This is a genomic window from Mycobacterium sp. 852002-10029_SCH5224772 (assembly GCF_001667315.1).
Classification (GTDB): Bacteria; Actinomycetota; Actinomycetes; order Mycobacteriales; family Mycobacteriaceae; genus Mycobacterium.
The window spans coordinates 18,065-32,417 of sequence record NZ_LZHT01000022.1; the positions used below are offsets into that span (position 1 = coordinate 18,065).

Consider the following 14,353-nt stretch of genomic DNA (forward strand, 5'->3'; position numbering starts at 1 on the left):
CGGAACCGTCATGCCGATCGTCCGCGTGGCAATCCTCGCGGACAGCAGGTTGACGGAAATGGCCTTGCCTGCCGAGCTGCCGCTGCGCGAAATCCTGCCCGCGGTGCAGCGTTTGGTGGTTCCGGCCACCGCGAACGGCGACTCGGATGACGCCGCCGGCTCACGCGGCGCCGCCGAGATCGGTGCGGCGACCCAGCTGAGCCTCGCGCCGATCGGCGGCGCGCCGTTCAGCCTGGACGCGAGCCTGGACACCGTCGGAGTCGTCGACGGTGATCTGCTGGCGCTGCAACCGGTGCCGGTCGGCCCGGCCGCACCCGGCATCGTCGAGGACATCGCCGACGCCGCCATGATCTTCTCTACCTCTCGGCTCAAGCCTTGGGGCACAACGCATATCCAGCGTGGCGCGCTGGCCGCGGCGATCGCGGTGGCCTTCCTGGCGACCGGGCTGTCGGTGACCTATCGCGTCGCCACCGGTGCGCTGTCCGGGTTGGTTGCGGTCAGCGCGATCGCGGCCCTGACCGCGATCGTGGGCCTGCTGGTCACGGCGCGCTCGGCCCGTACCGGGATGGCGCTCTCGATCGCCGCGCTGGTACCCATCGGCGCCGCACTGGTGCTGGCGGTGCCGGGCCGGTTCGGCCCGGCGCAGTTGATGCTGGCCGCGGCCGGTGTCACCGCGTGGTCGCTGATCGCCTTGATGGTGCCCAGCGCCGAACGCGAGCGCATCGCCGGATTCTTCACCGCGACGGCCGTGGTGGGTGCGGCGCTGCTACTGGCCGCCGGCGCCGAATTGCTGTGGCACGTCAAGCTGGTCGCCATCGGCTGCGGGCTGATCGTGGCGGCGCTGCTGGTCACCATCGAAGCGGCGCAGCTGTCCGCGCTGTGGGCGCGCTTCCCCCTGCCGGTCATTCCGGCGCCGGGGGACCCCACGCCGTCGGCGCCGTCCTTGCGGGTGCTCGAGGACCTGCCGCGCCGGGTGCGGGTCAGCGACGCCCACCAGAGCGGATTCATCGCCGCCGCGGTGCTGCTCAGTGTCCTGGGCTCGGTGGCGATCGCGCTGCGTCCGGAGACGCTGAGCGGTGCGGGGTGGTACGTGGTGGGAGCGACCGCCGCGGCGTCGGTGCTGCGTGCCCGGGTGTGGGACTCGGCCGCCTGCAAGGCGTGGCTGCTCGCCCAGCCGTATCTGGCCGCCGGTGTGCTGCTGGTGCTCTACACCGCGACGGGGCGCTACGGCGCCGCCCTCGGTGCGGCGCTGGTGCTCCTGGGGCTCGTGGCGGTGTGGATCGTGCTGGCTCTGAACCCGGGTATCGCTGCGCCGGAAAGCTATTCGCTTCCCGTGCGCCGGTTGGTGGGCTTCGCCGCGGCGGGACTCGACGCCTCGTTGATCCCCGTCATGGCGTTTGTGGTCGGGTTGTTCAGCCTGGTGCTCAATCGATGATTCGACCGGCATCAGCCTGCTTCGCTGCGGTGTTGGCCCTGTTGCCCGCCACCGCGACGTGGACGAGTCCGCCGGCCCTCGCGATCAGCCCGCCGACGGTCGATCCCGGCGCCGCTCCGCCCAGCGGGGCGCCGGGACCCGGGCAGCCGATGGAGCAGCGCGGACCGTGCGTCACGTCCGGGGTCATTCCCGGCAGCGATCCGGGCGCCGTCACGCCCAGCCAGGCGGCGCTGAATCTGCCTGCGGCATGGCAGTTTTCGCGTGGTGACGGCCAGCTGGTCGCGGTGCTCGACACCGGGGTGCGGCCGGGCCCACGGCTGCCCAACGTCGAGCCGGGTGGCGATTTTGTCGAGACCACCGACGGCCTGACCGACTGCGACGGGCACGGAACCCTGGTCGCGGGGATCATCGCCGGCCAGCCGTCGGGTGACGACGGCTTCTCGGGCGTGGCCCCGGCGGCGCGGGTGGTGGCGATCAGGACGACGTCGGCCAAGTTCTCCCCACGCACGCCGGGCGGCGATCCGCTGATGGCGCGGGTGTCCGCCGAGATCTCGACGCTCGCCCGCGCCATCGTGCACGCGGCCGACCTGGGTGCGCGGGTGATCGACATCGGCTCGGTGACCTGCCTGCCGGTGGACCGCCCCGTCGACCAGGCCGCCCTCGGGGCCGCCGTGCGCTATGCGGCGGTGGACAAGGACGCGGTGATCGTGGCCGCCGCGGGCGACAGCGGGCCGACCGGATCCTTCGCCGGTGGAACCAGCTGCGAATCCAACCCTCTCACTGACCTGAGCCGTCCGAACGATCCGCGAAACTGGGCCGGCGTCACCTCGGTGTCCATCCCGTCGTGGTGGCAGCCGTACGTGCTGTCGGTGGCTTCCCTGACCCCGGCCGGCCAGCCGTCGAAGTTCACCGTGGCGGGCCCGTGGGTTGGTGTCGCGGCGCCGGGCGAGCGCATCGTGTCGGTCGGCAACGGTGACGGTGCCGGCCTTGCGAACGGCCTGCCCGACGACCATCAACGACTGGTCGCCCTCAACGGCACCGGCTACGCGGCCGGTTACGTCGCCGGCGTCGCCGCGTTGGTGCGCAGCAGGTATCCCGACCTGTCCGCCACGGCGGTGGCGCATCGCATCACCGCCACCGCGCACAACGGCGCCCGTGACCCGTCCAACGTGGTGGGCGCCGGCAGCGTGGACCCGGTGGCCGCTTTGACTTGGCAATTGCCCGCCGGCGATCAGCCGAGCGGTGCGGCGGCCAAGCAGGTCGCCGTGCCTCCGGCGCCGGCACCCAAGGACACCACACCGCGGAACGTCGCGGTGGCCGGCACCGCCGTGCTGGCCGTGCTGGTCGCCGTGGCCGCCGCGGTCACCACCATCGCCGCACGCCGACGAAAGGACCCCACCCCGTGAGCAAGATTTCGATACCGACCCCCGGGAGCGGGCGAATCACGTTGGCGCTGCTGGCCATTGTGCCCGCGGTGATGGCCTACCCGTGGCGATCGCCCCGGGACTACTGGCTGCTCGGCATCGCTGCCGCCGTGGTGATCGTGCTGTTCGGCGCCTGGGGCGGTTTGTATTTCACCACCATCGCGCGCCGCCGCCTGGCGATCGTCGGGCGTCGCAACGCGTTCACCCCGGAGTCTCCCGCCACGGCGACCACCGCCCTGGTGCGGGTCGGCGCGCCGGAGGACGACTCCGATGTGCTGCCGCTGCCGCTGATCGCCGGCTACCTGGACCGCTACGGCATCCGGGCGGACAAGATCCGGATCACCAGCCGGGACAACGCCTCCGACGCGTCGAGGCGCGAGACCTGGATCGGGCTCACCGTGTCGGCGACGGAAAATCTGGCCGCGCTGCGGGCGCGCTCGTCGCGAATCCCGTTGCAGGAGACCGCTCAGGTCGCGGCGCGGCGGCTCGCCGATCACCTGCGCGAGACCGGATGGGAAGCCACCGTCGTCGCACCCGACGACGTCCCCCGCCTGTTGACGTCCAATCCCCGCGAGAAGTGGCGTGGGGTGCAGCGTGGCGCGTCGGATTACATCGCGGCATACGAGATCAGGGTGGACGAGGGGCTGCCGGAGACGTTGGACGCGATCCGGTCGCATTCGGCGCGCGAGGCCTGCACCGCACTCGAGATCGCCGGTGACAAGCACCAGCCCACCGTCGCCGTGGCGTGTGCGTTCCAGACCGACACGCCGCCGGACCGCAAGGCGCCGCTGGCCGGGCTCACCCCGCAGCGCGGAAATCACCTGCCCGCGCTGACCGCGCTGGACCTGTTGTCCACGGCGCGCCTCGACGGACACACGACCGCGCCCGCGGGCCTGCTCTCCCAGCTGCACTGGCCCACCCTGGTCGGCGGGGCCCATCGGGCATCACCGACCGGCAGCGCGGAAATCTCTGAGGCCACCGAGACCCTCGAGGCCGTCAGAACATGACGTCCTGCAGGAACGTGGTCATCCGGCGCAGGTAGTCCAACTGGCTCACGTGCAGCACGTGGCTGCCTGGAAACCAGTGCAGCGCACACTGATTCCAGTGGCGCCATAGCTTGACGGCGTGGTCGGGCGGCGCCATCCGGTCGCCGAGGCCGGTGATGATCATCCGGCGTTCCCGACCGACCAGCGGCTGGTAATTGAGCGGGCAGTGGTAGGCCAGGCCGGCGCTCAACTGCTCGGGGCTGATATCGGAGAGGCGCAGGCCCGCCCGGACCAGCTTGTTGGCCGGGAACCACTCGTCGAACAGCGTCGCGGGCGTGACGACCGGGCAGTTGGGGATGACGGCGTCGAGCCGATCGTCGGCCGAGGCCACCAGCGCCGAGGTGTAGCCGCCCAGCGAGATCCCGGTGAGCGCGATGCGCTCGACACCGGTGTGGCGCAAATGGTCGATGATGGAACGAAAGTCGTGCACGGCCTGGGCCATCGCCTCGGCGAAACCGCTGAGGCCGCCGGCGAAATAGCCGAAACCGCTGAAGGGCGAGAACTTTTCGGCCCGCTTACCGTGAAATGGCAACGTGTACATCAACACGTCGTAGCCCGCCCGGTAATACCACGGCAACGAGAAGAACCGTCCGTTGGCCAGATACGACGACCCCATGAAGCCGTGGATGACGCACAGCGTGGGCCGCGGTCCGTCGTCGTGGCGCCAGTGCTGCGCGCGCACCATGTTGTTCGACCCCCACCCGCTCCAGCGCGCGCGCATGGCCGGGTTGATCGCGGTGAAGCTGCTGGGGAACGCGATGTTGTCGACCGTCCCGTGCGCGACCCACTCCGCCAGCGGGCTGGCACGCCGCGAGGTCACGCGGGGCAACTCGGTGGGCGGCGGAAAGGACGCTGCGGGATCTCCCGCCGCCGCGAGCTCGGCGTAGAAATCGAGGTTGCCGCGCTCGGTCGCGGCCTCGGATCGCCGCAGGGTGCCCGCGACCACGAACGGCGCCACCGTGGTGGTCAGCAGCGAGGCCACCCAGGTGCGCAGGGCCAGATCGCCGAGGGCCGATGCCTCGACTACCATTCGCTGACGGGGCGACAACGCCGAGTTTGGGGGTAATCCGCCGGCGCCGGCCGGCACGTCGGCGCCGAGAACGTCGGGGACGGGGACGGGCGGGTCGATCGGATCCATGTCGGGCGCCACGAACGTCGATGGTAGCCGGAGGGACTCGCGCTTCCAGGGCGTTTGACCGGTTTCGGTCGGCGCGGTCTTATCCCGGGACCACGGCGGTGGTGTGGGGGCACCATAGGAGTAATACGGTTTGCTATCAGCCGGCTAGCGACGGCGCGTTGATCAGGAGGACCGACATGTGGGACCCGGACGTCTACCTGGCCTTTGCCGACCACCGCGGCCGGCCCTTCTACGATCTGCTGTCCCGGGTGGGGGCAGAGCGGGCGCGCCGCGTCGTCGATCTCGGTTGCGGGCCCGGACACCTGACGAAGTACCTGGGCCGGCGCTGGCCGGACGCGGTGATCGAGGCGGTGGACAGCTCCCCGGAAATGGTGGCCGCGGCCAAGGAGCGCGGGATCGACGCCGTCACCGGCGACCTGCGTGACTGGAAGCCCCAGCCCGACACCGACGTGGTGGTCAGCAACGCGGCCCTGCACTGGGTGCCCGAGCACGCCGACCTGCTGGTGCGCTGGGCGGGGGAGCTGGCGCCCGGATCGTGGATCGGGGTGCAGATGCCGGGCAACTTCGAGTCCCCGTCCTACGCGGCGGTGCGGGCGCTGGCCCGCCGGGAGCCGTACGCGAAGTTGCTGCGCGACATCCCCTTTCGTGTGGGCGCGGTGGTTCAGCCGCCGGCGCACTATGCCAACTTACTGCTCGACGCGGGATGCAAGGTCGACGTCTGGGAGACCACGTATCTGCATCAGCTGACCGGCGAACATCCGGTGCTGGATTGGATCACCGGCACGGCGCTGGTCCCGGTGCGCGAGCGGCTCGACGACGCCACCTGGGAACAGTTCCGCGAGGAGCTGATCCCGCTGCTGTCCGACGCCTATCGGGCCCGCTCCGACGGATCCACGATCTTCCCGTTCCGGCGGGTGTTCGTCGTCGCCGTGGTCGGCGGGGCGGGCCGCGGCTGATCGCAGCTACCGCTGCGCGGGCTTGCCTTCTTCGATGCCCCGGTCGGCGGCGATGGCCGAGCGCGGGGTCGGGTTGGTGCCGTGATGAATCTGCAGATACGTCTCGGTGTACCGCGCGGCGATGCGGGTGCCGGCGAACTCCGACGGGATGACGTCGCCGGTGCGCTGTCGCCAATCATGCAGCAGGACGGCAAGATTGGCAGCGACGTCGTCGACGCCTGCGCCGTCGCCGGCCAGCAGGTTGGTGGTTTCGGTGGGGTCGGTGCGCAGGTCGTAGAGCTCGCGTTCGGGCCGCGGTGCCGTGACGAGCGGTGCGACGGCCATCCCGGACGGGCTTTCCTCGATGTCCCAGGGCAGGTCCAGCAGTGGCCGCGAGGCGTAATTCTCGATGTAGCTGTAGTCCTTGGTCCGAATCGCGCGGATCGGATCGAACGAGTCGTGATAGGTCTTCATCGTGTACACCTGCTCGCGCACCGGCGTGGCAGGCGGATCGGGCTCCAGCAGAACCCCCGCATGCGACACACCGTCGGCGTCGGCCGGCGCGTCGATTCCCAACAGTCCCAACAGCGTTGGTACCAGGTCGACGGCGCTGAACAGTTCGTCGTAGACGCGGGGAGCCACGGCCCGGTTGGTGGGCGGGCGGATGATCATGCCGATGCCGGTTCCGGCTTCGTACAGCGTGGATTTCGCCCGGGGAAACGCCGGGCCGTGATCGGTGAAGAACACCACCCAGGTGGTGGCGTCCAACCCGGTGTCGGCCAGCGTGTCCAGCAGCCGCCCGACGGCGGCATCGGCCGCGCTGATGGCCCCGTAGAAGGCCGCCAGATCGCCGCGCACCGCCGGGGTGTCGGGCAGGTAATCGGGCAGGTCGACGCCGGCGCTGTCCACCGGTGAGTAGCGGTCCTCGGGATAGGGCCGGTGCGTCTCGAAAAAGCCGGCGGTCAACAAAAATGGTTGTCCCACAAGGCCTTCGGCGCTTTGCCGCAGCCACTCGTCGGCCTTGTCAGCCACGTAGTCGCAGTAGGAGTTCGATACGTCGAACTCGTCGAAACCCAGTCGCTTCGGGTAGGAAGTCTCGTGCTGCATACCGAAAAGCGCCGAATACCAACCCGATTCGGACAGGATTTGGGGGAGGGTGCGGATCCCGCTACGGTATTCCCAGCCGTGGTGGGCCAGGCCGATCAGGCCGTTGGACTGCGGATAGCGCCCGGTGAACAGCGATCCGCGCGACGGCGAACACAGCGGCGCGGTGGAGTGCGCGCGGGTGAACAGGATGCCCTCGGATGCAAGGCGGTCCATGCGTGGGCTGGAAACGTCCGGGTGGCCGTAGACGCCGAGGTAGCGCCCCAGGTCGTGCCAGTGCACGATCAGCACGTTGTCCTTAGGCCGCGGGTGCTCTGTCGTGTCCGCAGCTTCGCCGGGCGTCAATTGCGTCACCTCTCACCTTGCCTTGCCGACCGGCGACGATACCGCAACGTCCTGCGCCGATCCCCGCCGCGTCGGCGAGTCAGGGTGGCGGCAGGCGGCCCCATCGGTTTTCGCAGACGAACTCCGACAGCGGTCGCGGGGTGGCCCAGCCGTCCTGTTCGAGCGCCGGGCGATCGGGGAATTCGGGCACCGGCCCCAGGCACAGGATGGCCACCGGTTCGGCGCCGCCCGGCATGTCCAGCAGCGAGGCCAGCCGCCGCGGATCGAACAGGGACACCCAGCCCATGCCGATGCCTTCGGATCGCGCTGCCAGCCACAGATTCTGGATGGCGCACGACACCGACGCCAGATCCATCTGCGGCAAGGTCCGCCGTCCGAACACGTGCTTGTCGCGGTCGTCGCCCAGCGCCACCACGAGAAGTTCGGCGCAATCGAGGATGCCCTCCACCTTGAGCGCCAGGAATTCGTCGGCTCGCTCGCCCAGGGCGGCGGCGGTGAGCGGGCGTTCCTCGTCGACGAGTGCGTGGATGCGGCGCCGCAGCGCCGCGTCGGTGATCCGGATGAAGCGCCACGGCTGCATCAGCCCGACGCTGGGCGCCGCGTGCGCGGCCTGCAGCAGGCGGGCCAGCACCTCCTCGTCCACCACCCCGCCGGCAACGAACCGGCGCATGTCACGGCGTTCGGAGATGACGCGATAGACGGCCCTCCGCTCCTGCGGGCTGAATGCCTGACCGGTCACGTCAGCCATCGTAGGAAATCCGCACTAGCGTGGACCGTGTCCCGAAGGGAGTGTCCCCGTGAAGCCTGCCGATGTACTCGACCAGCTGGCCGCCGATCCCGCCGCCGGCCGCAACTACGGCGAGCCCTATCAGACTCCCGATGGCACCACCGTCATCGTGGTCGCCAAACCGCTGGGGGTCTTCGCCGTCCGCAACGGCCAGGCCTCCTGGACGCCGGCCGTGGACGCGAATCGCATCGCCTTGATCGGGGTGCTGACCGGCCTGCTGGCCGCGGTGATCGGCAGCCTGGCGGTGCTGCGGCAGCCGCCCTGGCCGCGCATCACGATCAGGGACTATAGGTAACACCGACGGCGCGGAACACGTATTCCGGCGGCATGTCGAACGCCAGTGACCGGCGCGGCAAGCCGTCGAGCACTTCGGCCGGAATGGCGACCTTGTAGTGCAGCGACAACTCGCCGCTGAATTTTTCGTCGACCCGGGAGACATCAACGTCGACCTGCAGGCCCGTCGACGAGATCTCCACCGTGGCCGCGCCGGTCTGCGGCGCGTTCCAGCACACGTTCACGGTCGGGCCGGCCAGCCGGGGCAGCATGGACAGCGTTGCCAGCACCCGCTCCGAGGTGAAGGCCAGTGAACCCGTGTAGCTGGCGACACTGTGCGGCAACCGCATACCGGGGATGGTGCCGCTGAATCGCCGGGTCACCGCGACGTAATCGGCAAGGTAGGTGAGGCCTTCCGATTCGACCTGGGCATGCAGTTCGTCGGGCAGCTTGCCGATGCCGAACAACCTGCGGACAAAGACAGCCATATCGCCAGTATGACTGCGCATGCGGATCCGTGGGGCGGGCCGCATGGCCGACGCCGGCCGTGCTGGTATCGGTTGGTGATGACCCGCCCGAGGACGTCGTTGGCCCTGGTGATCGCCGCGCTGGCCGCGACGGTGTATGCGCTCATGTGGGTCGGCTATCGCGCGCACTGGGCGTGGCTGTATCGCGTGGACTGGTCGCTGCTGGACGGGACGCGGGCGTTGGCGATCAAGCACCCGTCGTGGCTGCGGTTCGCCGAATCGGTGTCGTTCGTGCTGGGTCCGGGCGCGCTCGCCGTGCTGGGGATCGCGGTGACGGTGTTCGCCCTGGTGCTGCGCCATCTGCGGGCCGCGCTGGTGCTGTTGTTGGCGTGTGCACCCTGCAACGAATTCGTGACGGCGGCGGCGAAGGCGCTGGCCAACCGCCCGCGGCCGCCGACGATGCTGGTTCCGGCGGCCTCCACCTCGTTTCCGTCCGGTCATGCGCTCGAAGCGACCGCCGCGCTGCTCGCGATGCTGTCCTTTGTGTTGCCGATGGCCAACAGGGCTGTGCGGGGCGTCGCGGTCGCGGCGGTGGCGGTGGCGTTGCCGGCGGTCGGCATCTCCCGGGTGGCCCTGAACGTGCATTACCCGTCCGACGTGCTGGCCGGCTGGTCGCTGGGATACCTGTACTTCCTGTTGTGCCTCTGGGCTTTTCGACCCCCCGCTCCCGGGCGCTCGAGCTAAAGTCCTGCGGCGGTGGGCATCTGGTCACGGCGCGGTGACCTAACTGGGGCTAAAGCTTTACTTGACCCTGAGGATGCGCCGGGCTGACGATGGAGTGCATGCACCGACTGCTCACGTCACTGTGCGCTGCGGCGTGCGTGATTTTCGCCTCGGTGGTGCTCGCGCCGATCAGCGCCGCTGCCGGCGCTCCCTGGTTCGCGAACGCGGTTGGCAATGCGACACAGGTGGTTTCGGTGGTGAGCACCGGCGGGTCGAACGCGACCATGGAGATCTTCCAGCGCACCGGCACCGGCTGGCAGTCGCTGCGTTCCGGCATTCCCACCCACGTCGGCTCGGCCGGGATGGCACCGCAGGCGAAGAGCGGCGTTCCGGCCACCCCGATGGGCGTCTACAGCCTGGACTCCGCCTTCGGCACGGCACCGAATCCCGGTACCGGACTGCCCTACACCCAGGTCGCCGGGCCCAACTACTGGTGGAGCGGCGACGACCACAGCGCCACCTTCAACTCGATGCAGGTGTGCCAGAAGGCCCAGTGCCCGTTCAACACCGGCGAAAGCGAGAACCTGCAAATCCCGCAGTACAAGCACGCGGTCGTAATGGGCGTCAACAAGAACAAGACCCCGGGCGGCGGCGCCGCGTTCTTCTTTCACACCACCGACGGCAAGCCCACCGAGGGCTGTGTGGCCGTCGACGACGCTCAGCTGGTGTCGATCATGAAATGGCTGCGTCCCGGCGCCGTCATCGCCATCACCAAGTAGCCCGTCAGTCGGCGGCGATGGCGCGGCCGGGTTTGAGCGTGAAGCTCAGGCCCTCCAAAGACATTGTGGCGTCATAGGTTCGGTCGTAGCCGGTACCGCTGATCTTCCAGCCGGCCTCGGTGCGACGGTAGGTGTCGCGGTAGAAGGCCGCCCCGATCAACATGAAGTTGAGGTCGGCGACCATGACCCGGTCCTGCAGATACCAACTGCCCGTTGCGGTGTCGCCGGTGACGGTGATGTCCGGATGCGTCACCCGGTGCTCGGTGATGACGTTCCCGGGCAGCGACGTCCGCATGTACTCCACCAAGTCGGCGCGGTTGGTGAAGTGCAGCTCGTTACCGATCGATGGCCCGTAATCGGCCTTGATGTCCTCGGCCAGTGTGTCGGTGAAGTCATCCCAATGCTTGGTGTCCAGCGCGCGCAGGTACCGGTATTTGACTTGCTTGATCGCTTCGATATCGGCGAGATCGTCGAGGGTCATCAGGTCATTGCAGCACACGGGTCACCATGTCGACGAGGGCACGTCGTTCCAGGCTCCAGTCGATGGCTGCGCCGGTGACCATCTGCGCCAGCACCACACCACGCAGCGTGGCCCAAATGACTTCGGCCACACCGGCATGCGCGGGATCGGTGGTGATCAACCGGCCCAGCTGGCCGATCGCGGCGTTCATGTCGAGCAGGTGGCGCCGCGACGAGGGGTCCGGGCCGCCGCGGGTCTCGCGCAGGATTTCGAAGGCGGCCATCGACGTGGGGCTGCTGTAGCAGCTCCAGGCGGTGTCGACGACGACCTCGATGCGTTCCCGCAGCGGTAGCTCGCTGACGTCGGCCGACGACAGGCTGTCCACCAGCCGGGCCACCCCGTCGTCCACGACGGCCATCAGCAGGCCGTTGCGGTCCCCGAAGTGGTACTGGATGACCCCCCACGTCACGCCCGCGCGTTCGGCCACATGCTTGGCGGTGGCGGCGGAGAATCCCTCCTCCACGATGCAGCGGACCGTCTCATCGATGATTTTCGCCCGGGTGTCATCGCCGCGCTTGCGCGGCGCGGTGGTTCGCCGGGTGGGACCCACCGGACGATCGGGCGTCTGGCCAGCAACGATGGACATTGTTGACTTTATAACATAGTCAAGTCTATTTTTGGGGCGTGAGCAGCCCCTCGCGATACGCGCAATTGTCCCGTGACGAGCTCGTCGTGCTGATTCCCGAACTGCTGCTGATCGGACAGCTGATCGACCGATCCGGAATGGCCTGGTGCATCTCCTCGTTCGGCCGCGACGAGATGGTGCAGATCGCCATCGAGGAGTGGGCGGGCGCCAGCCCGATCTACACCAGGCGCATGCAGAAAGCGCTGAACTACGAGGGCGACGACGTGCCCACGATTTTCAAGGGCCTGCAGCTCGATATCGGTGCGCCCCCGCAATTCATGGACTTCCGCTACACCGTCCACGACCGGTGGCACGGCGAATTCCAGCTCGACCACTGCGGCGCCCTGCTCGACGTGGAGCCGATGGGCGAAAAGTACGTGTTCGGCATGTGCCACACCATCGAGGATCCGACCTTCGACGCCACCGCGGTGGCGACGAATCCGCGCGCGCAGTGCCGGCCCATCCACCGGCCCCCGCGTGAACCGGCCGACCGCAAGCCGCACTGCGCGTGGACCGTCATCATCGACGAGTCCTACCCCGAGGCGCAGGCCATCCCCGCCATGGAGATCGTCGGCCGAACCCGCGCCGCGACATGGGAACTCGATCCCATCGATCGCTCCGACGAGGGGCAGGCGGACTACTCGGGTCCGTTGCTGTCCGATTTCGACTTCGCCGCCTTCTCGCATTCGGCCCTGGTCCGGATGGCTGACGAGGTGTGCCTGCAGATGCACCTGCTGTACCTGTCGTTCGCGGTTGCCGTGCGGGCACGGGCCGCCAACGAGGACGAAGCCGTAAGCGTGTGCACCCGCGGCCTGATCGGTATCGCGGGCCTGGCCGCCGAACGCATACACCGCGCGCTGAAACTGCCGGGCGGGATCGACGGGGTGCTGCGGGTCCTCGAGCTGCACCCGCTGCTGAACCCCACGGACTACGTTGTCGCCGAGACGGAGTCGAACCGGCTGCACGTGCGCCCGTCACCTGCCCATGACGACCGTTCCTGGATCTCGTTGTGCTCGCCGGAATCCGTGCAGCCGCTGCAGGCGATCGCCACCGCGGTGGAACCGCGCGTCGAGGTGCGAGTTAGCGGAACGGCCGCCGACTGGACGGCCGAACTGGTCGAAATCGACACGCCCACCGAGGAACTGCCAGAGGTTTCGGTGGTCAGGGTCAGCGGTGGATCGACCTTCCAGTTCGAGCCCAGGCGTTCGCTGCCGCTGACCGTGTTGTAACACAAGGCTCTTTGTCAAGGGGTTTTCGGTACCGCTTCGGTGACGCAAGCGCATCGAGCGGATACCAATGGCATTGCGAAGCATCGGCTTTGGGCGTGTCCGAGGCTATGGTTAACGCTGGCCACCGACCCCTATAGACGAAGGTTTTCGCTCTATGTACGACCCGCTCGGGTTGTCGATTGGGACCACGAACCTGGTCGCTGCGCGTAATGGAAGCCCGCCGGTTAACCGCCGTTGCGTGCTCACCCTTTATCCGCACTGTGCACCGAAAATTGGTGTGCCCGAAGACAATCCACCCCTAGCCGAGCCCGGCGTGCCGATGAAGGGCTTCATCGAGCGCATCGGGGATTCGGTTGCGCTGGTCTCACCCGACGGTTCCGCGCACGACCCGGAGCTGCTGACGGTGGAGGCCCTGGACGCGATGGTGCTCGCCGCCGGCGCGGATGCGGCGTGTTCGGAGATCTCCATCGCGGTTCCGGCGCACTGGAAACCCAGCACGGTGCAGTCGCTGCGCGACGCGCTGCGGACCCATGTCGGTTTCGTCCGCAGCGGCATGGCTCCCCGCCTGGTCTCGGACGCGATCGCGTCGTTGACCGCGGTGAAGTCCGAGCTTGGCCTGCCAGACGAAGGCGTGGTGGGGCTGCTCGACTTCGGCGCCAGCGGCACGTCGGCGACGCTGGTGAATATCGCCGGTGACTTCGAACTCGTCAGCGCCACAATGCGGTACGCCGCGTTGTCCGGAGACGAAATAGACCAGGAGTTGCAGCTGCGCGCCTTCGAGGAGCTGGGCCACGGCAGCGGCCTCGACCCGGGCAGCACCGCCGGCGTCGGGCAGCTCGGCGAACTCCGGGAACAGTGCCGCGCGGCCAAGGAGCGGCTTTCGGTCGACATGGCCACCGACATCGCGGCGGAGCTGGGCGGGCGCAGTTGCAGCCTGACGGTGACGCAGGATGACCTCGAAGAGCTGATTCAGGATCGGCTGACCGGCTTCATCTACGCCTTCGATGACATGCTGGTGCGCTACCGCAAGAACTGGTCGGACCTCGCGGCGGTGGTGACGGTCGGTGGGGGCGCACGCATTCCGCTTGTGACCGAACGCCTTTCGATGCACGGGCGTACACCGATCCTGACGCCGTCACAGCCGGCCTTCGCGGCGGCCTGCGGGGCGCTGATCCTGGCTTCCCGTGGGGAAGAGCTGGATCTGCGGACCCGGACGTCGATCGGGCTGCTCGCGACGGCCGACGCCGCCGGTGACGTCGTCGACCTGGGGGCCGGCGATGTGCTGGTGATCGACGACGAGGCGCTCACGGATCGCGAATTGGCTTGGTCGCAGACCGATGACCCCGGCGACCTGCGGCTGCGCTTCGGCGGCGAAACCTACGACGAAGACGGTCCGTCCGGCTGGTCGATGCGGCTCAACGTCATCGATCCGCCACGGGAACGCCGGCCCTGGCGGCGCCTTCGGTTCTCCCAGTTGATCATCGGGATGTCCGCGGTGGTCGCCATGACGGCGGTCGGCGGGG

14 protein-coding genes and 1 pseudogene are annotated in these 14,353 nt (G+C 68.8%); 9 read left to right on the forward strand and 6 right to left on the reverse strand.

Annotated features, from left to right (window positions below; all coding sequences use genetic code 11):
• Positions 1-10: 10 nt before the first annotated feature.
• Genes eccD through eccE form a run of 3 tightly spaced genes read left to right on the forward strand, consistent with a single transcriptional unit; the run spans position 11 to position 3,866 of the window.
• On the forward strand, positions 11-1,435 hold the full coding sequence (gene eccD / locus A5775_RS06220; RefSeq protein WP_156660587.1) for a type VII secretion integral membrane protein EccD: 1,425 nt from the start codon (positions 11-13) through the stop codon (positions 1,433-1,435).
• Positions 1,432-2,841, forward strand: coding sequence for a type VII secretion-associated serine protease mycosin (mycP, locus tag A5775_RS06225; protein WP_067249240.1), 1,410 nt, complete (start codon positions 1,432-1,434; stop codon positions 2,839-2,841). Before eccD ends, mycP begins: the two co-directional genes overlap by 4 nt.
• Positions 2,838-3,866 carry a type VII secretion protein EccE gene (gene eccE, locus A5775_RS06230; RefSeq protein ID WP_067249243.1) on the forward strand — a complete coding sequence of 343 codons (1,029 nt, stop codon included), beginning with the start codon at positions 2,838-2,840 and terminating at the stop codon, positions 3,864-3,866. The genes mycP and eccE overlap by 4 nt, the downstream gene beginning before the upstream one ends.
• On the opposite strand, the gene A5775_RS06235 is transcribed toward eccE, so the two are convergent.
• Positions 3,856-5,043 (reverse strand): alpha/beta hydrolase, encoded by a 1,188-nt coding sequence (locus A5775_RS06235; protein ID WP_156660588.1) that lies wholly within the window; start codon positions 5,041-5,043, stop codon positions 3,856-3,858. The genes eccE and A5775_RS06235 overlap by 11 nt on opposite strands.
• Before the next feature lie 176 nt (positions 5,044-5,219).
• On the opposite strand from A5775_RS06235, the gene A5775_RS06240 reads away from it, so the two are divergent.
• Positions 5,220-5,999 (forward strand): trans-aconitate 2-methyltransferase, encoded by a 780-nt coding sequence (locus tag A5775_RS06240; protein ID WP_067249251.1) that lies wholly within the window; start codon positions 5,220-5,222, stop codon positions 5,997-5,999.
• A gap of 6 nt (positions 6,000-6,005) precedes the next feature.
• Here the strand turns inward: A5775_RS06240 and A5775_RS06245 are convergent, their stop codons facing one another.
• Positions 6,006-7,436: a sulfatase gene (locus A5775_RS06245; protein ID WP_067249254.1), complete on the reverse strand. Its 1,431-nt coding sequence runs from the start codon at positions 7,434-7,436 to the stop codon at positions 6,006-6,008.
• Positions 7,433-8,175 (reverse strand): annotated as a pseudogene (gene bluB, locus A5775_RS06250) (5,6-dimethylbenzimidazole synthase). Before bluB ends, A5775_RS06245 begins: the two are co-directional and overlap by 4 nt.
• A 49-nt stretch (positions 8,176-8,224) precedes the next feature.
• On the opposite strand from bluB, the gene A5775_RS06255 reads away from it, so the two are divergent.
• Positions 8,225-8,509: a hypothetical protein gene (locus A5775_RS06255; protein ID WP_067249260.1), complete on the forward strand. Its 285-nt coding sequence runs from the start codon at positions 8,225-8,227 to the stop codon at positions 8,507-8,509.
• Here A5775_RS06255 and A5775_RS06260 read toward each other — a convergent pair.
• Entirely contained in the window at positions 8,493-8,975 is a 483-nt protein-coding gene (locus A5775_RS06260; RefSeq protein WP_067249264.1) for a hypothetical protein, read from the reverse strand. The two genes, A5775_RS06255 and A5775_RS06260, sit on opposite strands and share 17 nt — an antisense overlap.
• Positions 8,976-9,053: 78 nt before the next feature.
• Here A5775_RS06260 and A5775_RS06265 point away from each other — a divergent pair, with 78 nt between their 5' ends.
• Both A5775_RS06265 and A5775_RS06270 read left to right on the forward strand, forming a co-directional pair.
• Entirely contained in the window at positions 9,054-9,698 is a 645-nt protein-coding gene (locus A5775_RS06265; protein ID WP_067249267.1) for a phosphatase PAP2 family protein, read from the forward strand.
• 98 nt (positions 9,699-9,796) lie between these two features.
• A complete protein-coding gene (locus tag A5775_RS06270) occupies positions 9,797-10,456 on the forward strand; it encodes a L,D-transpeptidase (RefSeq protein ID WP_067249287.1) in 660 nt (219 codons plus the stop codon).
• A 4-nt stretch (positions 10,457-10,460) separates the two neighbouring features.
• Here A5775_RS06270 and A5775_RS06275 read toward each other — a convergent pair whose 3' ends face one another.
• Together A5775_RS06275 and A5775_RS06280 are read right to left on the reverse strand one after the other, a co-directional pair.
• On the reverse strand, positions 10,461-10,955 hold the full coding sequence (locus tag A5775_RS06275; RefSeq protein WP_067249270.1) for a nuclear transport factor 2 family protein: 495 nt from the start codon (positions 10,953-10,955) through the stop codon (positions 10,461-10,463).
• Complete coding sequence (locus tag A5775_RS06280) at positions 10,942-11,562, reverse strand: TetR/AcrR family transcriptional regulator (RefSeq protein WP_067249273.1); 621 nt, start codon at positions 11,560-11,562, stop codon at positions 10,942-10,944. The genes A5775_RS06275 and A5775_RS06280 overlap by 14 nt, the downstream gene beginning before the upstream one ends.
• A 38-nt stretch (positions 11,563-11,600) precedes the next feature.
• Here A5775_RS06280 and A5775_RS06285 point away from each other — a divergent pair, with 38 nt between their 5' ends.
• A complete protein-coding gene (locus tag A5775_RS06285) occupies positions 11,601-12,830 on the forward strand; it encodes a hypothetical protein (protein WP_067249276.1) in 1,230 nt (409 codons plus the stop codon).
• Positions 12,831-12,984: 154 nt separating this feature from the next.
• Positions 12,985-14,353: Hsp70 family protein (locus A5775_RS06290; protein WP_067249290.1), on the forward strand; the 1,369-nt coding region annotated here is incomplete at its 3' end.